General features: G+C 66.1%; 18 protein-coding genes. 7 read left to right on the top strand and 11 right to left on the bottom strand.

Annotated features, from left to right (window positions below; genetic code table 11):
- Positions 1-21: 21 nt before the first annotated feature.
- Positions 22-1,062, bottom strand: coding sequence for a multicopper oxidase family protein (locus tag OG966_RS17510; protein ID WP_326650610.1), 1,041 nt, complete (start codon positions 1,060-1,062; stop codon positions 22-24).
- Positions 1,063-1,150: 88 nt separating this feature from the next.
- Positions 1,151-3,922 carry a cupredoxin domain-containing protein gene (locus tag OG966_RS17515; RefSeq protein WP_326650611.1) on the bottom strand — a complete coding sequence of 924 codons (2,772 nt, stop codon included), beginning with the start codon at positions 3,920-3,922 and terminating at the stop codon, positions 1,151-1,153.
- Positions 3,923-4,589: 667 nt separating this feature from the next.
- On the opposite strand from OG966_RS17515, the gene OG966_RS17520 reads away from it, so the two are divergent.
- Positions 4,590-5,045: an MmpS family transport accessory protein gene (locus tag OG966_RS17520; RefSeq protein WP_326650612.1), complete on the top strand. Its 456-nt coding sequence runs from the start codon at positions 4,590-4,592 to the stop codon at positions 5,043-5,045.
- 314 nt (positions 5,046-5,359) lie between these two features.
- Here the strand turns inward: OG966_RS17520 and OG966_RS17525 are convergent, their stop codons facing one another.
- From OG966_RS17525 to OG966_RS40825, 3 genes are all read right to left on the bottom strand, one after another.
- Positions 5,360-6,445 (bottom strand): hypothetical protein, encoded by a 1,086-nt coding sequence (locus OG966_RS17525; RefSeq protein ID WP_326650613.1) that lies wholly within the window; start codon positions 6,443-6,445, stop codon positions 5,360-5,362.
- Between the two features lie 164 nt (positions 6,446-6,609).
- Positions 6,610-7,668, bottom strand: a complete 1,059-nt coding sequence (locus tag OG966_RS17530) for an RNA polymerase sigma factor (RefSeq protein ID WP_326650614.1) — start codon at positions 7,666-7,668, stop codon at positions 6,610-6,612.
- A complete protein-coding gene (locus tag OG966_RS40825; RefSeq protein ID WP_442806719.1) occupies positions 7,652-8,101 on the bottom strand; it encodes a helix-turn-helix domain-containing protein in 450 nt (149 codons plus the stop codon). Before OG966_RS40825 ends, OG966_RS17530 begins: the two co-directional genes overlap by 17 nt.
- A 411-nt stretch (positions 8,102-8,512) precedes the next feature.
- Between OG966_RS40825 and OG966_RS40830 the strand changes: the two genes are divergently transcribed.
- Entirely contained in the window at positions 8,513-9,262 is a 750-nt protein-coding gene (locus OG966_RS40830; protein ID WP_442806809.1) for an integrase core domain-containing protein, read from the top strand.
- Positions 9,263-9,374: 112 nt separating this feature from the next.
- Here the strand turns inward: OG966_RS40830 and OG966_RS17545 are convergent, their stop codons facing one another.
- A complete protein-coding gene (locus OG966_RS17545; RefSeq protein ID WP_326650616.1) occupies positions 9,375-9,827 on the bottom strand; it encodes a helix-turn-helix domain-containing protein in 453 nt (150 codons plus the stop codon).
- A gap of 72 nt (positions 9,828-9,899) precedes the next feature.
- Here OG966_RS17545 and OG966_RS17550 point away from each other — a divergent pair, with 72 nt between their 5' ends.
- From OG966_RS17550 to OG966_RS17560, 3 genes are all read left to right on the top strand, one after another.
- On the top strand, positions 9,900-12,680 hold the full coding sequence (locus OG966_RS17550) for a helix-turn-helix transcriptional regulator (protein WP_326650617.1): 2,781 nt from the start codon (positions 9,900-9,902) through the stop codon (positions 12,678-12,680).
- A gap of 1,476 nt (positions 12,681-14,156) precedes the next feature.
- Positions 14,157-14,519: a DUF6069 family protein gene (locus OG966_RS17555; protein ID WP_326655258.1), complete on the top strand. Its 363-nt coding sequence runs from the start codon at positions 14,157-14,159 to the stop codon at positions 14,517-14,519.
- Between the two features lie 139 nt (positions 14,520-14,658).
- A complete protein-coding gene (locus OG966_RS17560) occupies positions 14,659-14,919 on the top strand; it encodes a hypothetical protein (RefSeq protein WP_326650618.1) in 261 nt (86 codons plus the stop codon).
- Positions 14,920-15,229: 310 nt separating this feature from the next.
- Here OG966_RS17560 and OG966_RS17565 read toward each other — a convergent pair whose 3' ends face one another.
- The 4 genes from OG966_RS17565 to OG966_RS17580 form a co-directional block, all read right to left on the bottom strand.
- Positions 15,230-15,793 carry a dihydrofolate reductase family protein gene (locus tag OG966_RS17565; protein ID WP_326650619.1) on the bottom strand — a complete coding sequence of 188 codons (564 nt, stop codon included), beginning with the start codon at positions 15,791-15,793 and terminating at the stop codon, positions 15,230-15,232.
- A 78-nt stretch (positions 15,794-15,871) separates the two neighbouring features.
- Positions 15,872-16,057, bottom strand: coding sequence for a hypothetical protein (locus tag OG966_RS17570; RefSeq protein WP_326650620.1), 186 nt, complete (start codon positions 16,055-16,057; stop codon positions 15,872-15,874).
- Positions 16,058-16,065: 8 nt separating this feature from the next.
- Positions 16,066-16,284: a tyrosine-type recombinase/integrase gene (locus OG966_RS17575; RefSeq protein WP_326650621.1), complete on the bottom strand. Its 219-nt coding sequence runs from the start codon at positions 16,282-16,284 to the stop codon at positions 16,066-16,068.
- Between the two features lie 98 nt (positions 16,285-16,382).
- A complete protein-coding gene (locus OG966_RS17580) occupies positions 16,383-16,844 on the bottom strand; it encodes a hypothetical protein (RefSeq protein ID WP_326650622.1) in 462 nt (153 codons plus the stop codon).
- A gap of 739 nt (positions 16,845-17,583) precedes the next feature.
- On the opposite strand from OG966_RS17580, the gene dacB reads away from it, so the two are divergent.
- Positions 17,584-19,200: a D-alanyl-D-alanine carboxypeptidase/D-alanyl-D-alanine endopeptidase gene (dacB, locus tag OG966_RS17585; RefSeq protein WP_326655259.1), complete on the top strand. Its 1,617-nt coding sequence runs from the start codon at positions 17,584-17,586 to the stop codon at positions 19,198-19,200.
- Positions 19,201-19,419: 219 nt separating this feature from the next.
- On the opposite strand, the gene OG966_RS17590 is transcribed toward dacB, so the two are convergent.
- A complete protein-coding gene (locus OG966_RS17590) occupies positions 19,420-20,181 on the bottom strand; it encodes an SDR family oxidoreductase (protein ID WP_326650623.1) in 762 nt (253 codons plus the stop codon).
- A 191-nt stretch (positions 20,182-20,372) separates the two neighbouring features.
- Between OG966_RS17590 and OG966_RS17595 the strand changes: the two genes are divergently transcribed.
- Complete coding sequence (locus tag OG966_RS17595) at positions 20,373-21,740, top strand: pyridoxal phosphate-dependent decarboxylase family protein (protein ID WP_326650624.1); 1,368 nt, start codon at positions 20,373-20,375, stop codon at positions 21,738-21,740.
- Positions 21,741-21,742: the final 2 nt, after the last annotated feature.

The following is a 21,742-nucleotide window of genomic DNA, read 5'->3' on the forward strand; positions in this document are numbered from 1 at the left end:
GAGGACGGCGGACCGCTGTGCTCAGTCGATGAGGGGCAGGTCCGGTACGGAGACGACCGCCGGGTCGACCTGGAAGATGGAGACGAGTCCCGCCATGCCCTCGTGGGTCTCCGAGTGCGAGAAGATGTGGCAGTGGATCATCCACTTGCCCGTCCTGGTGGGTGTCCAGACGATGTCGTAGGTCTGTCCCACGCCGACGTTCAGCGTGTCCATCTCCTGCGGGACGGGCAGCGGCCGGCCGTCCTGCGCCACCACCGTGAAGTGGCCGCTGTGCAGGTGGATCGGGTGGATCATCTCCGGGCCGGTGCCTACCAGACGGATACGGACCTTCTCGCCCACACGGGCGCTGAGGCGCTCGGTCGCCGGGAAGCTCTTGCCGTTGAACACGAAGCCCAGCGCGCCGTCGCCGATCATGATGCGGTAGTCACGGTCGGCCCGGATGTCGCCGGTACTCGGCACGACCTCCAGGGATCCGTAGAGTCCCTTGCCTTCCTGCTCGCCATGCATGTGCGAGTGGTACCAGTGGGTTCCCGGGCTGATCGCCTTCCACTCGTAGGTGTAGCTCTCGCCGGGCTCGATCTCGGGCTGTGTGAGGCCGGGTACGCCGTCCTGACTGTTGGGCAGGTCCATGCCGTGCCAGTGCACGGATGTCGGCTCGGGCAGATCGTTCTCGACGACGATGCGGACCGGGTCGCCCTCGTTCACGCGGATCACCGGGCCGGGGACGATGCCGTTGAAGGCGTATGCCTCGCGGACCTTGCCCGGCGCGGTCTCCCAGGAGACGGGCGCCGCGTGGAGTTTGAAGACCTTGACCCCGTCGACGACCTCGTAGGGCGCCAGTTGGGTGCCGTCCCCGAGGTCCTTGGCCTCGCCGGGCGCCCCGACCGCGGACGGGTTCGGCCGGTGCGGAGCCTCGGGAGCCAACTGCTTCATGAGGACGGGGGCGAAGGAGGTCAGGCCGATGACGGCGAAGAACGCGGCGCTCGACGCCAGGACGTGGGAGAGGCGGAACGTGCGGCGGGGTCCGGCCGGTGGAGGGTACGCGGGGTCGGGAGATTCCATGGAAGTGTGTCCTTCTCATGCGCTCATGAGGGCTGTGAGGAGAACCGGGGGGGCCGCCCGCGGGCGGCCCCCCGGCCGTGGTGGATCGCTACGAGCACTTGCTCTCGTAGTCGATCGGGTTGCGCTGACGGCAGGTCAGCTGGTCGTTGACCGCGTTGCTGGGCACGCGCTGAGCCCAGCCGTTGTAGACCAGCGGGACCGCGAGGACACCCTGACCACCCATGCCGGCATAGCCGGTGATCTTGTCGTCCATCTTGGTGTTGTCGTCACCGGTCAGGAGCATCCGGCCGACGACCTTGGCGTCCGAGATGTTGCCGTCGTTGTTCGGGTCGACGTCGACGACGGACATGGCGTTCGAGAACTTGCTCGAGACGTAGCCGTAGTAGCCTCCGCCCTTCTTGGCGCCGAAGTTGATGCCGTGGCACCCGGCGTCACAAGGGAGGTACTTCACGATCTTGTCCGTCTTGGGGTCGATCACCGTGATGTTCGACGTCAGGGTGTTCGCCACCAGGAGGGCACTGCCGTCCGGGGCGACCGGCAGCTGGATCGGCAGACCACCGAAGTCACCCGTGGCACCCTTGACCGGGTCGTAGTCGCCCCACAGGTCGATCTCCTTGTAGTGGGTCTTCGTGCCGCCGTCGACGCACGCGTCCTCCTTGAGGGAAATACACGAGACGGAACCACCGAGGAAGTTGGCCTCGTACGCCTTGGCGCCGTCCGGCGTCATGCCGGTCGCGATCGGCAGCTCGCCGGTCTTCTCCTTGCGGATGCCGCCGGTCGGAATGTCCACGACGGTCGAGTCGTAGGTGTTCACGTTCGGCGTGACCATGTGCTTGGCGTCGCCGCTCATCCAGTGGGCGTGCGGGTGGGCGATCTTCTCACCCGTGCCCTGGACGGGAATACGCCGGTCGACACCAGTGCCGCCCGGCGCCAGCTCCATGACCGCGCCACCGCCGTTGAGGGCGACATGCAGCTGATCAGTGTCCGTCCTGGTCATGACGTGGGACGGGTCGGGGCCGACCTTGATCTGCCGGACGAACTCACCGGTCTTGCGGTCGAAGACGTCCAGCTTGTCGTTGAACCACTCGGTTTGGTAGATGTACTTTTCGTCGCGGTCCGTCCACATGTTGTGTGGGTTGTTCATGTTGATCTGGGGCAGCGCGACCTTGCGCTCGACGGTCCAGTTGGAGGCGTCGATCTTGGTGGCCGCACCCGGCTTGGACTTGCCCTCGAACTTCTCGAACTGGGTGTCCACCCAGACCTCACCGACGCCCGGAACGCTGGGCTTCTGGTTCGCGGCGGGGAGGGTCTTCGGCGTGTGGAACTTGTTCTTCAGGTACGCGTCCAGGCTGGGGACGAGCTCCTGCTTGCCGTCGCTGGTGTTCATCAGGATCGGCGCCGGCGGGTAGGACGGGTTCCACTGCGTGGCCTTGGTGTCGCTGTACCGCTGCCAGTTGGCCGGAACCGTGATGTTGAAGAACTTCTGCACCAGCTCGGCGATGATGTCGGCGTTGGACGGCACGTTCAGCGAGCGGCTGTTGACGCGCAGCTTCTTGCCGAAGTCCAGACCCGGGGTGAGGGGGTCGTCGACGACGGTCGCACCGAGCATGAACGGGTGCACCTTGCACGCGAAGGCGTACAGGCCCGGCTTGGTCAGCTGGACGCTGGTCTTGCCGACGAAGGCGCCGCCCTGGTCGAAGGGGAAGCCCTTCGCTCCGTCCGGCCAGATGAGGCCGGTGACGGTGTGCGCCGAGGCGGCGGCGGGAGCCGAGATGTCGAAGTTCGCCGTCACCGGGAGCTCGACGTCGTTGGTCTCGGCGTACTTCTGGATGTCCGCCAGAAGCGGGAGCAGCTCGGCGCCGACCGGCAGGTCGTCCAGCGTGGTCGGCGCGTTCGCCGGCTTGTCCTTCATCTCGTCGGACAGCTGGTCGAGCAGCGTGGCCGCCTTCTTGGCGCGGGGGTCGCCATCGGGCAGGACCTTGCTGATGGCGTCCTTGGTCGAGTCCAGACCCAGCAGCTTCAGCGGGTCGACCCCGAGGTCGCCGATCAGCGGTGCGTCCGAGCCGGTGTAGTCGAACCCGTCGAGGCCGGGCAGGTCGCCGTTGAGCGCACCGAGGGCGTCGCCACCGAGCAGGCCGCCGTCGCCGGTCGCCTCACCTATCAGGGGGAGGCCGTCGAGGTTCAGCCCCGGAAGGCTGGACGTGGTGGTGCTGAGCGGTACGCGCGGCATCTCGGCCACCGCAAGGGCACGACCGCCGAACAGGTTGGTGTTCGTGTCGAACCACGCGTTCTGGTTGTCGGTGAGGTGGAAGGAGACGGGCAGGGGCCCGACGCCGACCGGGCCACCGCCCGAACCGTCACCGCCCGTACCGCCCGAGGGCGCCGGAGAGCTGGTGCCCGGGGAAGTCGGCGTCGGCGTCGGGCTGGAGCTGCCGGTGGAGGTCGGCGTCGGCGTCGGCGAGGGCGATGACGAACCGCCGACGACCACAGTGCCGGCCATGTCCGGGTGGAACCTGCAGTGGTAGTTGAAGGTCCCAGCCGACGTGAAGGTGAAGGAGTAGTTCGCCCCCGGACCGAGGTCGGGTGAGTTCAGCGGTCCCCCGGTCACGCTGTGGGTGACGCTGTCGTCATTCGACCAGGCCACGGAGTCACCGACCGCTACGTTGATGCTGGCCGGGTTGTACTGCAGATTCTTGATCGAGACCGAGTGCGTCGCCGCGGAGGCCACGGGAGCGGCCATGGCCAAGGCGAACCCGCTCAAGGCGAGCGCCGTGGCGCCCGCCAGGGCACGCGTCGTCCAGGGCCGGCGTTGTCGCCACCCCCTGGACGAGCGCATGCGTGGCACATTGAGAATGCGCATCTTAACCCTTCTCTCACTTAGAGCTGAGTGCATCGGCAGGCACCACCACAAAGGCTTCACAGTCACCACTGGAAATGCGTGGAGAAACGACCCGACGAGACCCGAGAATCGCATCCGATTCCACCCCGCAGCGGCAACTCGAACTTCGCCTTCACGGCGTGTAGCGAACATTTACTGAGCCTTTATGTCCCACTTATCTCTGCATTGTTAACCAAAGATTAATAGAGGTTCACTCGGGCTCCAGGGGCACGTGAAGACGAACATTGAGGCGTAATTACAACGCCAACGAAAACAAAAGGCAGACACCTCGGCGAGCGACCGAAGAGCGAAAGCGAGGCGTTCCAAAAGGTCAGGGCGGGCGCGGTGATCACGCGAAAGTGTCAGGTATTTGCCTTCCAAGCCCGCGGCATCAGGGTCACGTTCTCCGGGAAGCATGGAAGGACCGCACCGAGCCCAGCAGAACCGGCTACGGATGGGATCACACACAGGGCCGCCAGCCTTATTCAGGATTAATTCCGTGAACCCTGGCCAAGGGAGCCGACCGAATGCCACCATGACAGCGCGAACGCAGGGGCCGTCGGCACCCCGGGGCCGAGCACGGCCCTGCGCGATTCACCGGACTCGGCCGCGCCCAACCGGCCCCACAGGACAGAAAGCGAGAATGCCTATGCCTCCCGCACGAGACGGTTACCGCACCAGGTGGTTCCTCTGGTCGCTGGGCGCCCTGCTGCTCGCCACTGCCGGCGGCATCGTCATCGTGGCCTCCGGCGGCTTTGAAGATCCAAGCACTGCGGAGCACGCGCGGCAGGCTCTCCAGCCCACACGGCACACGGTCATCTACCAGGTCACGAGCCCCGGCTCGACGTCAGCACTGATCACTTACCGGGCGGACGGCGTCAACAACGACAAGAGCGTGGACAACGCCAAGCTCCCGTGGAAGAAGGAGGTCGTCATCACGGCCGGACCCGGGGCTGCCGTGGCCCAGGTGATGGCGGCGGGCGGGAAGGCCGGGTCGGTCTCCTGCTCCATTCGCGTCGACGGCCGGATCGTCGACAGGCAGACCGCCAACGGCCAGTTCACCGATGTGTCCTGCTCAAGTGTCGTGCAGCCCGGCGCAGGGTGACGGTGAGCGGATGCCGGGGCGCCCCACGCTTCGACACCCGCCGGCGCCCCGGGGCTGGACCGTCAGGACAGACAAGGAAAAAGGGAAAAGGAAAACGACAGCCAGAGTCCAGCTCATTATCCGAACGGAAGTCGGCTCTTCGGCCAAGGCGTTCTCCGGCATTATTAGCCGCCTGCCGAAGAGATCAGGTCGAGCACGTACGTCCCACCGGGATACTGGCCGTAGCGATGGAACTGGTTTCAGGCATCTTGTCGTGGCTCCGGTGGATCCAGCGCGAACCGTTCTGGTAGATGTCGCACTGATCGGCGTGGCCGTTATCGGTAACCGGATTGCGGTATGGGCTGTCGACGTTGGGGTCGATCACCGCGCGGGCGCTCTGGTCGTTCCGCAGCAGCCGGACGGAGAAATCCGCTCCAGTGCCGGTGCACCGGGAACCGTACGCAGAAATTGCCGCTGATCTTCTTGTGGCGCGAGGTCGGACTGATGCCCTTCGGTGTGAACGTGCAGGGGTTTGGCTGCAGGTAGTGGTGTGCCGCGGCCTCGGCCCGGTAATTTCCGGTTTCGTACACCATCCCCAGGCCGTCGCCGTGAAACCGGTTTTCGGAGCCGTCGCCGCTTTCACGCCCGATTCCATCGTCGGTGGCGACGGTGTACGGGCCCGGAATGCAGGCCTCGGGCGTGGTGCGGGACATGGTCAGCGTGCGGATGCCGAGGGGCGGAGTGGCGCCCGGTGCGGCGCCGCCCGGCGTTTCTTCGACGTCGGGGGCGGCCGGGGTGACCTCGCCCCCGTAGCGGTACCGGGTCATAGTGCGCGGTGCGCCCCCGGCTACGGGAAGACTGCGATCGGCGTCGATCTCGTACGCTCCCCGGTGTCCGAGCACAGCACGGGTGCGGGCATCGATCTCGAGACGTTCTATCTTGAGACGTTCTATCTCGAGACGTTCGATGTCACGGGACAGGGCTTCGGCGCGTCCGCTCGGGCCGCGGTCGATCGTGACGGTCCATCGGCCGGCATGCCAGGTGCCACCGGCGACGGTCGTGGGAAGGTGTTCGTCGTCCACGGCCGCGCGTGCCGCGGCGATCGCGTCTTCGGCGCTGACGGGGCAGGACGCCGCATCGGCTGTTCCCCGAGCGGCGGACAGGCGGACGACGGCACCGGTGCGGCGGTCCACCTCCGCGGTGACTGCGCGGGCACCGGCCTTGCCCGCTTCGACGGCCCGCCGGCGGGGCAGCCGCAGCGCGTCACCGTCCAGGTGGCTGACGGCCTCCCGGCCGACGAGCCGCCGGTCGGCGAGGAAACCGGAGACGTTGTCCCGGACGAAGCGCTGCGCGGCCTCGCGTGCCTGGTCGGCGGAGGGCACGTGGTCGCGGCTGCCGGTTCCGCTCCTGCATCGAGTCACGCGTAACTCGCCTCCTCACAGAGCCGCCTCGGCGGCAGTGGCGTGGATACGTCACCTGCTCTACGGGGACGAGCGGGCCGTGAGTCGCACGAGAGGAGAAACTTTTCGAGAGAGTGCGCGGACGCTGTGACCTCGGCGCCGAGGCGGCGGCCGAGTTCCCGTCGTCAGCGGACCGACAGCGGCGTGGCAAGCGCCCGGCCCGGCTCGATCGAGCCGATCGGACGAAGTGGGTCGAGCGGCGGAACCGACAGCCGGGATGGGACTACGGCGGAGACGTCCGGCGCCGTCGGCAGAGCCGGTTCGGGCGCCTCCGGCAGCGCGGGCAAGGCGGGAAGGGCGGGCAAGGCGGGAAGAACAGTGCCCTGCAGGTTCGACAGGGCCGAGGACGCCGACGACAGAGGGCCCACGGCCGTCGGCGGGACCGGACCGTCCCCGAGCCCGACGGGAAGATCAGACGAGGCCGTCTCGGACGCCTTCGGTTCTCTGCGCCCCGGCGGGAGGCCCGGAGCCGTAGGGAGATGCGTTACGTACGGACGGAGCCGCGAAGGCGCAGTCTCCTCCGTCTCCGCTTCGGAAGATGTGCTCAGGGCCAGTCCCGCCACCGTCAGGGTCACCGCCACTGACGCCAGCGCGGCTGTCTGCGCGCCTTCCCTCAGCACTCGCGGCCGCCAGCGCCACACCCAGACGGCGAGAACCAGTGTCGCCGCCAGTACGGCGCGGAGCGCCCTGCGGGCCCTGGCCAGAAGCGACCGGACCGCCTGGTAGCTGAGTCCGGTTCGCTGCGAAATCTGTTCGAGGTCCAAGCCCTGCGCCCTCAGGCTCAGCACCTCCGCCTGGCGTATCGGAAGGTCCGCGCTGCGGCCGGCAAGCCACTTCGCCTCCGCCTGGTCGCACACCGCCTCCTCCACCGTGGCGGGTCCGGCCGCGGTGCGCGCCGAACGGGTGTGCACCTCGGCCTCGCGGTTGATCTGCCGGTACCGGTCGACGCACAGCCGTATCGTCACCGATGTCAGCCAAGCGCCCAGCCGGGCGTCGTCCAGGTTGGCGCTTTCTGCCGCACGGACCATGGCTTCGTGCACCGCGTCCTCGGCGTCATCCACATTCATGGACCGCCGTCGCGCCACCTTCAGCAAGGACTCACGGTGGCTCAGCACCCGCTGCCAGCGATCGGCGGGATGCCCGTCCGCCGAACCTCGCTCCGCAGGCTCATCGTGTCCGCTCACTGTGGCCTCTCACGCCGCCGAGATCACCTGTCGACCACCGCTCACGAACCAGCACAGCGCGAGGCCCGTGCGTGGGGGCTCCTGTCGAAGACGCCGCAACGAACGGGGTCAACCCAGCGCCTCGGCGCGGCTCCTGGCCCTCTGCGTCGGACTGCGCGCCCGCGGGGTGGCCGAGGTCCGCGACATCGCCGCAGGCGAACAGTTGGGCACGCGCAGTGTCGTTGAGCTGCAGCCCGTCGGCGAGCAGTTCGGCGACCGTGCGCGACGGCCGGCACAGTCCGGCTTCCACATCGAGCAGGTAGGAAGCGGACAGGCCGAGCGGCCGTGCGGCTTCGCGTAACCGCCAACCGCGCCGGAGCCTGGCCGCGTTCAGCATCGGGCCGAGTCCAACGGCCGGTATACGGCCGGGCTGTACCGCGAGAACATCTCCCATCGACAACCACCCCAAGTCAGAGGCTATGCCGCCGTCTCGCCGTCCCGATGTCTACGGCGTTTCCTGAGCATTACAGGCCCGGCAGCGGCCTGTGGCGTGTGTGACAGCAGACAACAGCGCCCACGGCGGATCGGAGACCGGTCAGCGGATCCGTGCATCCCGCGGCCTCGAAGGGCTTTTGCGCCTTGAGCCCGTGGGAGTCGTCGACCTCCTTGTTGGGACTGTTCGACGTCGGCTGCGCGTGCGTCAGCCGAAAGTGGCGCGGATGTCGGCGTGCGCGTCGTTGAACGTCGCCGTGTTGACGCGCTCGGCACCTGTGTACGCGGACCATGTGTCTCACGTCTTCTGACCGAGGTCGCGGTAGGTGGTGTGCAGCGCTTCGCGCTGGTGGTCCATCCACCGGGTCGCCAGGTGCTTTCGGGCATCACCCAGCTGACCGTCCCAGTTGGCGCCGGACGGACTCGCGGCTGCCTCGTCCCTCGGTGCACCTGGCCCACGACGGCATCGCGGCCTCCATCGGCTCGGTCGGCGACGCATACCGACAACGCCCTGATGGAATCCACGATCGGCCTCTACAAGACCGAGCTGATCAAGCCGCAACGGCCCTGGAAGACCCTGGCCGAGATCGAGTTAGCCACCGCCGAATGGATCGACTGGTACAACTCCCGCCGCCTGCACGGTGAGACAGGCCACGTCACACCCGCCGAATACGAAGCCAGCTACTACAAGACAACCCAGAAACCGCAGGTCACAACCACGATCTGGAGTCTCCGACGGACCCGGGCGGTTCAGGGTGATACGTGGACAAAGTCACACATTTACAGGCATCGCACGCGTGAGCGATGCGTGAGCGGACGGCGCGAGACGAGCCGTCACACGCTGGCCTTCCGGCTACGCGGTGCGGCAGGCCTGATCTCCGAGGGGCGTTTTTGCCTTGCATGGGAACGAATGGGAACGCGCCGTCAGGCAGCGTCCTCCGCGGGAACGCTTGGCGTCTCCCCCGGTTTCGTCCTCGGCCTTCCCACAGTCGGCGCAGGGGCTGGGAGCCTCCCGCCCCGAAATCTGGGGCTGGCACGCACCCTCAGCAGCCGCGTCGACCACCCTGACCGAGGCGCCTGCTGGCTCAGGCTGCTCTCCGCACCACAGGACACAGCAGCGTAAAGAACCCTGGGACAACCGACAGGCAGCCGCACTGTTCGACGGACGCATTCACCAGCCCCAGCTCTACGACACCACGCGGTCAAGGAACGACGGCTACGCGTATCGGGCTGAGCTACACGAGTACGTCGCCGAGCCCGCCTTCTCCGCCGGTCCTGTCCTGCGCACAGATCCTGATCCCCCGGCCAGGTGGTGGAAGCCGCTGCTCGGTCAGCCGCACCCGGTACAGCTTGGCGATCAGATCCCGTACCCCGGCGCGGGTCCGCAGCTGCCCGGCCAGCCCCAGATCACAGGGGCAGTGATCCAGCACGGCCTGCCGGACCGCCTGCTGCTCGACCGCATCGAGAACCTGATGTTCGCCACCCGGCGCCTCCGCGGCTGGGCCACGAGTGCGTCCGCCTGCCAGCCACTTGGTCCACCAGTTGTCCACGGCCTTGAGCGAGACCGGGAACACCGCGGCGACATCCACGCGCGTCCTGCCCGCCGCCGACTCAGCCACCGCGCGCAGCCGAATGGCCTCTTGCGCCGACGGCGACAACTGTCGTGCGTCCCCCACCAGTTCACTCACGGAGGGATCAACGACCCAGAACACCGTTTCGTATCAATATACTTAAGCGGCTCGGTGATCTGGAGGGTGGTCATGATAAGCAAGCCTGGTGTTTTCTTCGTCGGACGACAATCCGAGCTCGATGAACTCAATCGGTGCGCACTACAGGCGCAACAAGGGAGACCTTGGCTCGTTTGGGTCCGTGGTGTATCTGGCGCAGGGAAGACAACGCTTCTCCGCCATTGGCTACGCAATGACGAGGCGCAAGTATTCAGGGTTCTGACGGCACGATGCGCCTCATCCGAGCAGGAATTTCCATATGGTCTCGTCGAGCAGTTGCTGCGAAAGGTACCGTCATCCCTTTTGCAGGGATCTTTTCTTGAGCACGGCACCGTCCCCGAGAACGCTGCCCCCTTCCGTGTCGGCGCGCAGCTGTTGGAAGTGCTGGGGCTTCTTCAATCGCAAGGTCCAGTTGCCATAGTCGCAGATGACATACAGTGGGCGGATCGTAACTCCAAAGAGGCGCTCGGGTTTGTGTTGCGCCGACTGGAGGCCGACACAGTCATCACGATCCTCTTGATCCGAGGGGCCAGCGAAGAAGGAATCGAGGGTTCTCGGGACCCCTTGATCGAGGAAGGGGTTGACAGGGTATGTCATGTGCCGCTTTCCGGATTCTCTATCGAAGAGGTTTCACGTCTCGCCGAGCATTCACTTGACCAGGTAGATCCGCATACTGTAGAGAACCTTGTAAATCTCACTCGCGGGAACCCACTCTACGTCCAGATGCTAATCCGAGAACTTGAGCGCACGTCTGTAGTTTCACGCCCAGAGAATGCCGAATTTTCCCCGTCCCTTGCTTCCGTCATAAGCCATCAATTGGCGAATATCCCACTGGCATCGCGTCGCCTTGCTGAAGCTCTCGCTGTTCTGAACGGTCGCATTCCCATACTGAAGGCGGCAGCAGTCGCAGGAGTTTCCGAACCATCTATCGCCATGGGGCCCCTGCTAGCGGAAGGGCTCGTCGAATGGATTCGGGGAGACCCCGCAGCACCCGTCGCAATCCGACACGAACTGCAAAAATCGGCAATCTACGCATGCCTGTCACCGGTCCGGCGAAAAGAGCTTCACGTCAAGGCGGCAGCAGTTCTTCCCCGTGACGCTTCCTGGGAACACCGAGTAGCTGCAGCGGACTCTGTGAACGGCGCACTCAGTCATGAGCTGGAAGAGGCGGCCAACGAGCAGCTTCGTCTCGGCAACGTCAACCGCGCAGCGACTCTGTGGCTATGGGCGGCAGATGTGGCAAGCACCTGTACAGAGCACGAACGCTTGCTTCAGTTGGCCGCGGCACACTTGCTTTGGATCGACGAATTCTCACGGGTAAAACCACTGCTGGTCGACATACAAGCCTGCACTCCGTCTCCCATGCGTGACCTAATATTGGGTGCGTACGCGGAGAGCCGGGGGCATTTGAACGAGGCTGCGCCTCTGCTAACCAACGCATTGGATGCCGAAGATGGATCGACCGCCCCTGAGCGGGTCAAAATCGCCGGCATGGCTGCCAGCTGGCTTGGTCTTCTCGAACTGCTTCGCGGAAACGGACCGGCAGCCGTGAAGGCATTCGAGCGTGTTCCGTCCATCAATGATGTCAACTCGGCGATTACATACCGGGCGAAATCTCATTTGGCCTTTGCTCATGCGTTCATTCATGGACCTCGGGCGGGGCTAAATAGCCTGACCGAATTCCTTGAGTCAGGTGACGACGCCCATCATTTCCTGCCCTTCCCTCTGATGTTCCGAGGGCTCTTGCATTCTTTCGCAGGAGAATTGAACGCGGGCATCCGTGACGTCTCCCAGGCACTTGGCATGTCGCGTCTGAGTGGACGACCGACGATGGACGAGTTCGGATTCGTATGTCTTTCTTCCGCTCAGTTTTTGCTCGGGAAGTGGGACGAATCCTCAGTAAGTGCGAGAAACGCGTTGATCATTTCCTCCACACGTGAAAAGCCGTGGGCTGCAGCCATGGGACATGCGGCCCTGTCACTCACCTTTAGCGGTCGCGGTGATTTTGCGCAGGCTCAGGAACATCTCGATATCGCACAGGCCGAACTCAGCAATTTTGCACCCAGCTGGGCAGTCCCTTTCACCTGCCTTGGGAATGCAGTGCTCGCTCACGCGCAATCGGACACCATACGGCTATTGTCAATCCTTGAGCCGCTCACCCATCCCCCTCTGTCGGGTCCTGCTTCACACTTCCAAGCATGGTGGCGCGCGCTCTACACGGAAGCTCTTATAGAGAACGGTCGCTCATCTGAAGCAGAAACAGAACTAAGGAATGTGCAAGAACTTGCACGAACAGCACCCTATCTAAGGCTTCCAGCCGTATGGCTTCACGGTAAGTATTTGGAGTCCCGTGGCGACAAATACGGGGCCATGAAGATTTATCAGTCGGCAGTCACCCGAGCGAGGGACCCCGATGACTCATTGGTCTACATGTCCCTCATCCAGCGCTCCCTAGGAGGCTTCCTTAAATCCATAGGCCGTGTTTCAGACGGCCTCATGTGGATCGGGCGCGCAGAGGGCACGCTAAGTACGCTGGGCGCCAGGCCGTACATCGCGAGCGCCTCACAGATACACGAATCGAATCTGCTAGCCGACCTCACGCCGCGAGAACGGGATATAGCTCACCTCGTTGGCCGCGGAATGACCAACCGGGAAGTCGGAGCAGAACTCTTCGTAAGCGCGAAAACGGTGGAGTATCACCTGGGGCACATCTTTGCAAAACATAATATAACTAGTCGGCGGCAACTACGTGATCTGATCCTCGGTCCACCGCATGTATTCCGATCTTCGACTTCGGGTGGTCCTGTGTCGTGATGCTTCGGTGCCTGGGCAGCGGTCAGGGCGTCGTCGTTCTGGCGGTTTTTCTACCTTGATCACGTGATGCCCAGGGTGGGCAGCGGGCGAGTGGCTTCGCGGGCGGCATAGCGGAGTGCGGCGGCGATGTTGGTGCGGTCGGCGAGGCGGAGGGCACCGTTGGCCAGGTTGCGCAGGTGGCCGTACCCGCCGCTCGTTCGCCGTCGTGCCGCGCGATGTGCGGCAAATATCCTCGCGGCAACCCTGTCTCGCGCCCAGGTCCTGCGTGCAGATGCTGCCCGAGCTGGTAGGCAGCGGAAAATGCGATCACCAAGGCCAATTTTTGGGTACTGGTGGAATAACGGCGCGCAGCCCGGCGGCGTCCGCGACGGCCTCCGCACGACGCCTGCGCGGAACCCAGAGCCGATCCAAGGGGGGACGGCCAAGGGGAAGCAATAACGGCCGACATACCATAAATGCGTCCGCGATCAGAGGATCCCGAACAAGGACCCAGAATCGGCGGCAATCATTCCAGTGGCGGCGGGTCCCCCTGGAAGGCGTGGGGCGCGTCGGTCGGATCTATCGCGGCAATCGGGACGCTTCAGCACGTGACCAGGAATCCCGCGTTACATTCTGGACGACCAAAGAGCCGAACGGCGGGGACTGGCTTCACCTGGAAGAACCGATCACCAGACCCTGCGACTCGCGTGGTTCTGATGTTCAGCATTTCACCGACATGAAGAAGCGGGGACAGCCGCAATATCTCGTCACCCCAAATCGTACTGCCCTGGCTAGCCCCTTGCTCTGAGGATATTTTCGAACCCGAGATGATCGAGTTTTCTGGAGTAGTTCCACGCAGGGCAGCCTTCGGCCTGCCTCACGCCCTATTCTTCGACAGTGACGGAAAGGAATGGCATCGCCCGCTTCCTGGCCGGCGGCGCTGTCCGATGCCCCGGCGCGTCCCGCCTGTCCGGGCAGTGATGCCCGGGGGCGCAGGCCCTCACGTCGTACTCCGGCACGGAGCGCATCGGTGGGGGCCGGGTGCTGATCAGGGACCTCGATCCTGCGGAGCCGGGCCAGGCCCTGACCGCCGAGTACTTCGCCCGGTTCTCGCAGTCACTCGAGTGCCCGGTGCTGCCGGGAGGTTCCTCGACGCGGCGGCCGCTGACACCAACCTCCGTGGACAGAACACCTAGTCCGCCGGCGTGTGCGACTAGGGAGAACCCCCGATGTGCCCGCTACGCGGAACGCCTAGAAAGGAAGGCGAGGAATCGGGAACCGCTACCTGACTCAAGGTTTGATCACCCTCGGCCGCAGCGGTGAAGCCTGCGGACAGCACGGCAGCCCGCTTCCTCCCCGAACTCCCGACGGTGCACCGCGCTGTCGAATCCTGCCGCACGGCGGGGGGACCGTCCTCCAACGCATGACGGAGCATTCCGATGACCACCCCACCCGCCCGCCCGGCCGCCCCGGACCTGCGCCGCACCGCACACGCGGATCGGCGGTGCTGTTCTGGCCACCACCCTGCTGTGGACCGCTGCCCACACCCTGGGCGTCGAACTCCGCATCGGGCCCGGAGGCGGATGGCCGAGCCAGGCCGTCGGCCTGCCCCGCGTCGCCGGCAGCACGCTCGTCGCATCCCTGCTCGCCGCAGCGACGCGAAAGGGACTGGACCTTTTGACCGACACCGATCGGGCCTCGACCCTCTGGATCCGACTGGCCGTCACCGTGTTGCTGGTGTCACTGGCGCCACTGACGTTCGTTCGGGCGTCCGGCGGCGCCAGGGCCACGCCGGCGCTGATGCACCTGGCCGTCGCCGCCGTACTCATTCCGCTCCTGGCCCCCAGAAACACCGATTGACCCAGGACATGGCAACAAGCCGAAGACAACCAATCGGTCCACTGACTGGCCGCGCTACCAGCCCGAAGAACCGGATGCGGAGCCCTGGGGCATTCGCTCCACGTCACGTCTACCAGGTCCACCGAATCGAGGTTCCGTCATGTCTGGTGTCCGTCTGATCTGGGCTCTGGTCCCCGTGTCGCTGCTGGTGATCTCCGCGGTGGGTACCTGGTGGGTGCTGCGCCAGGAGCGTCGCCGGCCGTCGTCGTACCCCCGCCGTGGGGTGCCCGTGCATCTGGGTGGTGAGCCGTCGCTGGAGGAGTGGCGGCAGATGTCCACGGAGGCGCAGGGCGCGTACAACGCGGCGGTGCTGGACGCTGCCGAGTCCGCGGGGGCGACCGCGGCTCGGTTGGTGGATTGAGTTCACGCCTTACCTCGCCTTCCCGCCGGAGACAAGGATCAACGCCCGGCTGCGGAAGGCCACCCGCAACCGGGCGGGCACCTCCCCTCCGACGTGAGCGCACAGTGGCGGACCTGGACGGGCGTGGGCAGTTGTCCGTTGCAGCGCTGAGTGACCAAGTCCCACGCTGTTGAACGGGCAGGGCGAACTCCTGTGGCGGGTGTCGCAGGTTCGAATCCTGCCGGGGGCACACAATGGAGGGCCAGTTCGGAGGCTTGATCCTCTCGAACTGGCCCTTTCGCATGATCGCGACCGTGCCACGCGCGTGCCACTAGCGCGCCACGCGGTAGCGGAGGTAGACGACTCTTGAGCTGAAGGTGCGGGTCTCGACGAGTTCGAGATCCACCCGGCGCTCGCGCTGGGGAAAGAACGGAATGCCACCGCCAACCAGCACCGGGTAGACCATGGCCTGGTACTCGTCGATCAGACCCAACGCGGCCGCCTCGGCGGCGAGAGTCGCGCCGCCGATCGCGATGTCGCCCTCCCCCGGCTCGGCTCGCAACCGCTCGATCTCCTCCGCCAGGCCGCCGGAGGCCAGGCGGGCATTGCCCTGCACCGTCGACAGCGTGGTGGAGAACACCACCTTTGGGAGCGGCTTCCAGAGCGCGGTCCACTCGCGATCTGAGTCGTCGAGCGTTGGATCCTGGTCGGCGGTCTCCCAGTACAGCATCGTCTCGTACAGCCGTCGTCCCAACAGGTGGGTGCCGACCTGTCGAATCTCGTCGATCCAGAAGCGAAAGACCTCCTCGTCGGGGGCCGTCCAATCGAAGCCGCCGTCCGGCCCGACGATGTAGCCGTCAAGTGAGACGCCCATCGAATAGGTCACGCTGCGCATCAGAAGTCCTCCTCGGTAACGGGTTCGACAGTACGACCGCCGGACGCCGCAGGACTCATCACGGCTCGCGGGATCCCCTCAAATCTCCCCGCCCCACGCGAAGATCATCACGAAGGACGGCGATCTTTCAAAAAACACGGCCCAGGTCTCCGCGCCGCCCTGTCGTTGGCGGATCATCGAACCCAGCCGATCGGCAATGGCACGGTCCCGGTCGGCGGTCATGTGCTGATGGATCAGGGCTGCCCGCGCGGTGCTGTGGCCCATGCGCGTCATCAGCTCACGAGTGCCGGCTCCGGCAGCGGCCAATGTGTCCCCGTGTGCCTCAGATCGTGACAGTGGATCTCAGCGCTGATGCCCGCCTTCGTGCGCGTCTTGGTCCAGTCGTCTCGGAAGTTGCTGCGGCGGAGCCGGCCACCCTGAGGCCCGAGGAATACGTGGCCATCCCGTCCGGCGGCGGCGTAGTGCTCGAGGTGTTCGGTCACCTCAGGCACGATCTCGTCCGGGAACGCGACGGGACGGACGCCGGCCGCAGACTTCGGAGCCTTGTCGAAGAACTTGCCGTCTGACCTACTACCGGAGGAAATGATCCTTATGCTGTTCCGTTCGCCGCAGGTCCAGAGATTGGAGTTCGCGGATCATCGATGTCAACTGTAATCTCGACACCCGAGGTTGAGCTAAAGGTAGCGACATTGTTGGACAGCTGGATCCGATCAAATGGATTGGATTCCATGAAGAAAATCGCCCAAATTAGCGCACGATCAACAGCCAAACGTGCGATGAACCCCTCTGACCCGTACGAACCCTCGCCGCCCCACAGTAGCCCCTTTCTCCCCAGGTCTACTGCGGCAAGCCCATCAACCGAAGATGTCCAAGACGGATCGCTTTCCAGCATCTCATCCAGGTCGAAGGGGGCGAGCACCGTAAAATCCCTCGGCGCGTCGGGGCCGAGGGCGACATCATACGAGTACCCGTCGGCGAAGTGCAGTGCGTCTCTGATGGGAAGCTCAAAGTCTTCCCATAGGCGTGCGATCACGGTCATTTCTTCTTGCATCTTCCGTTGCGTACGTGCTGCGGCCTCCTGGAGTCCCGTCGGGGGACTGGCTCGCCCAGTTCATTTCTGTTCCGCGCGGAATTCATGCGCCTTCTGAATTGTTCCGCCCATGTTCGTCCAGTTGTCGAATCGGGGCGAACCGCGTTCGGATCGACTCGCTCGATGATTTACCGGCCTCCCCACTTCGCGCGCTGCATCAAGCCTTCGGTTGTCGTATGACACCAGTTGGCCGTCTGTCGATGACCACCGGGGCCGTGTCCTGCGCGGCATCGGCCCGGACGGCATCCTGTCGGGCGACTGCACTACGACACGGCCGCCCACACCACCCGCTACACCGACTCACAGGGCAACACCACCACCGCCGCCTACGTCTGCAACGAGGCGTACAAGATCATCGCGCAGATCGACCCGCTGGGGAACACCACCCGCACGGAATGGGACGTGCCACGCACATGCCACAAATACACGGCGTCAATCGGCCATATGGCACTGCATGGACCTTCGGGGGAGAATGTGGACTCTGGGGCTATAGCAACGAGATCGCCGGGGCTGCAGGTCTGCACGAAGGATTGGCCCAGAGTCCGGGACGGCTGCCACGACTGGGCGGCACACGGCTTTCGGACGAATGTGCCGCGCCGATCGGGCAATGGCCGTCCGCGCCGCGCACATCCGGCGCCCCATGGGGTGCATACCTGACCCGATGGGGTGGAGACCCCCCTGACGAACGGGGCGTGCTGTGGTGCGAGGAGAGAATCCAGGGTCCTTTCGGCGTCGCATTGTCGCCGGATGCTGCGCCCTGCTGCTCGGAGCCCTGGCTTCGAGCACGGCAGCCACGGCGGCACCGCCGTCCGACGACGGCAGTTCCGACCCGCTCGACCCGCGGATTACGGAGATCATGCGGAAGCCGGACTACCCAAACGCCCAGTGGGGCCTGCTCCAGCGCGACCCGGACAGCGGGCGCGTGGTCCACAGCCGGTTCGCCGAGCAGTTCTTCATACCCGGGTCCACGGCCAAGCTGTTCAGCGTGTCCGGGACATGGAAGACCCTCGGCGGCGACCACCGCTTCAGGACGCCGGTCTACGCGGTCGGCGAGCGGCGCGGGAGCGTCCTGGAGGGCAATCTCGACCTGGTCGCCCAGGGCGACCTCACCATGGGCGGCAGAACCCGCCCCGACGGCACGGTCGCCTATACCGACCTCGACCACACGTACGCCAACAGCTTCCCCGGCGCCACGCTCACCCCGGAGAACCCACTCGCCGGGATCGACCTGATCGCGCAACAGGTACGGCGCTCCGGCATCACCCGGGTCAACGGGAATGTGATCGTCGACGACCGGCTCTTCCTGCCCGAGCCCGTCTTCGACCCCACCCCGACCCCGCTGATCATCAACGACAATCTCATCGACCTGCTCACCACTCCCGGCGACCGCCCCGGCGCGCCCGCGCAGCTGGACTGGCGGCCGAAAGTCGCGCCGTACCGCGTCACGTCGACAGTGAAGACCGTCGCAGCGGGGGAGCCGACCAACGTCGAGGTGACAACCTCCGACAACGGCACCCGGATCCAGCTGTCCGGCACCATCGCGGCCGACGCCGAACCCGCGCTGAAGGTGTCCGACATCGCCGACCCGGCGGCCTTCGGACGCACCGCGCTGATCGAGGCGCTCGAACGAGCCGGGGTGGAGGTCACCGCCAACCCGACGGGACCCAACCCGGCCGGCCGGCTCCCCGGCTCATACGAGGGCCGGCCGCGCGTGGGCACGTACACATCCCCGCCCTACGCCCAGTACGCCAAGCTCATCTTCAAGGTCAGCCACAACCTTGGCGCCAACCTCGGCATGTGCCTGATGGCCGTCACGACAGGCAGCCAGAACTGCATGGACGGCTTCCCGGTCCTGGCCGACTTCCTGGACCGCGCGGGCGTCGACCGCAAGCAGGTGCAGCTCGCGGACGGCCGGGGCGGCAATCCCGTCGACCGGGCCACGCCGACGGCCCTGGTGCAGATGCTGACGTACTGGCAGCGCACCCCCGAGGCGGAGCGTTTCCGGGATTCGCTTCCCATCCTCGGCGTCGACGGCCTGCTGGCCGACAACTGCCGCGACTGCCCCGCGCGCGGAAAGGTGTTCGCCAAGACCGGCGCCGCCGTCGGGCTGGACGCGCTCAACAACCGCCTGGGCGTCGGCGCCATCACGCTCGCCGGCTACCTGGACAAGGGCAACGGCCGCTTCGACGTCTTCTACGCCGGCGTCAACGGCGCCTCCACCCCGACGACCGACGTCAACGGCGTACTGGACATTGCCAACGACGTCGCCATGATCTCCGCGTATCTGCAGGAGGCGGCGGCGCGGCGGGAAGACTGAGGCGGGAAGACTGAAGAGGACTGAGACGCGGCCGGTCGAGGGCATCCGCACGCCGTGCTCGCCGACGACGTCAGCCAAGCAGGTCCTGGCAGCGCCGGGGCCGTGGATCCGGAGGCGCTGTATCCGCAGCCGGCAGGCCGCCCGGCACTGATCCGCTGGCGGTCGGTTCCGAATCGATTGCCGCGCTCTGACGCGCTCTGAGGATCTCCTCCCTCCTACTCAGTGGGAGATGAGCTGCTGGCCACCGTCAATGTCGTACGTTCCGCCGGTGAGCGCGTCGTTGCACATGATGTGCACGGCCAGAGCGGCAACGTCAGCCGGGCCGACGACCCGTCGGATGGGAAGCGTGGCGCGCAGCTCCGCGCGCCGGGCATCGAGCTGATCGCCCAGGAGCGAGGCCGACAGGGGCGTGTCGACGAATCCCGCAGCGATGAGGTTCACCCGGACCGGCGCCAGTTCGAGCGCCAGGTTGGCGGTGAGGGCGGGCAGAGCCGCGGTGAGGGCGGACACGACGGAGAGGCCGACACCGGGGCGCCGACCACCGGTGCCGCCGATGAACAGCAGCGTGCCGCCGGCTCGGACCTTGTCACGGCTGTAGAGGGCGACCGCGAGTGTCATGGCAAGGCGCTCGCCGAACTGGCCGCGGGCGGCCGCGAGATCCATGTCCTCCAGGGGCATGTAGGCGGGGCCGCCGGCGGTGACCATCACGTGGTCGACCGGCCCGGGCAGATCCTGGAAGAACTGCTTGAGGCGTTCGGTGTCGGTGGCGTCGAACCCCGCTGTGCTCACAGGATCGAGCTCCTGGGCAGCTTGTTGCAGCCGTTCGGGGTTGCGGCCGACCAGGACCAGCCGGCCGCCGCCTGCGCGTACCTGGCGGGCGGTCTCCAGTCCGATACCCGCACTCCCGCCGATCACCACGACAGTCTGGTCGGCGAGGCCGGGCGGGTGGTGGGGGCCGGGAACGCTGGATGCGCCAGTCATGGCGAAGCGCCGCCGAGGACGGTCACGTCACAGTCGTAGCCGGGTTTGCTGACTGTCATCCGTAGCTCCGGGTATCAGCCTGCTTCTATCGTCGCGCTTCATTCCTTCCGCTGCAGGGTGGTCACCGGCGTGGGAGCGACCGTGTGAGTCGTGGCTTGCGCGGCGGGGGCGGCTGTCTCATAGTCCAAGGTATGGACGCGCGCGAGACGGCGCTCCGACAGGCATACGCCCATGCCGTCCGCTGGCTGGCGAGCCTGTCCGATCGGCGGGTTCCCGCCCGCGCTTCGGTCGACGAGATCGTGAGCGCGCTCGGTGTCGAACTGCCCGACGGTCCGAGCGCTCCCGCCGACGTCGTCGACCTGCTGGTCACGGCCTGCGAGCCGGGCCTCACCGCGTTTCCCAGTGGCCGCTTCTACGGGTTTGTCGTCGGAGGCACTGAACCGGCCGCGCTGGCCACAGACTGGCTGGTCAGCGCCTGGGACCAGAACTGCGTGATGCGCGCCGTCTCGCCCGCGTACACGGCGGCGGAAGACATCGCAGGCGCGTGGTTGCTCGATCTGCTCGGCCTGCCGGGCGACAGCGCCGTCGGCTTCACCACAGGCGCCACGATGGCGAACTTCACCTGCCTCGCCGCCGGGCGCGACGCGGTGCTGCGCCGCGCCGGCTGGAACGTCGCCCGCGACGGACTCGCAGGTGGGCCGGCTGTACACGTCATCGTCGGCGAGGACCGCCACATGGCCATTGACCTGGCGCTGCGTTACCTGGGGCTCGGCAGACCCGAACTGGTGAAGGCGGACGACCAGGGACGCATCGAGCCCGAAGCCCTGCGGCACACCCTGGCGGCCGGCGGGCAGAGCCCCACGATCGTGATCCTCCAGGCCGGAGACATCCACTCCGGCGCCTTCGATCCCTTCGTCGAGACGATCCGTGCCGCTCGCGAGGCAGATGCATGGGTGCACATCGACGGCGCCTTCGGACTGTGGGCGGCCGCCTCCCCGAATTACGCGCACTTGACGGCGGGTTACACATACGCCGACTCCTGGGCGACGGATGCCCACAAGACCTTGAACGTCCCCTACGACTGCGGACTCGCCATCGTGCGCGACCCGTTCGCGGTCCGGGCAGCGATGGGCCTGCGCGGCGACTACCTCATCCAGGCCGAACACGGCGACCCCGTCGACAAGGTCCCCGAGCTCTCCCGGCGCGGCAGAGCCTTCACTGTGTGGGCCGCGCTCAGGTCCCTCGGCCGGTCAGGTGTGGCCGACCTCGTCGATCGGCTGTGCCGACACGCCTCCGCGTTCGCCGCCGGCATCGCCGGGATCGACGGTGCGACAGTCCTCAACGAAGTGGTATTCACCCAGGTCTGCGCCGAGTTCGGCAACGACGAACACACGGAACAGGTACTCACCCGGCTGCTCGACGACGGCACGACGTGGATCAGCGGCTCCACCTGGCACGGCCGTCGCGTCATGCGGATCTCGGTGAGCAACTGGTCGACGACCGACGACGACGTGGCGCGCGCGCTCGACGCGATCCGGCGCGCATCCGCCAGCGCCTGATA

Source organism: Streptomyces sp. NBC_01750 (assembly GCF_035918095.1).
In the GTDB taxonomy this organism is placed as follows: domain Bacteria; phylum Actinomycetota; class Actinomycetes; order Streptomycetales; family Streptomycetaceae; genus Streptomyces.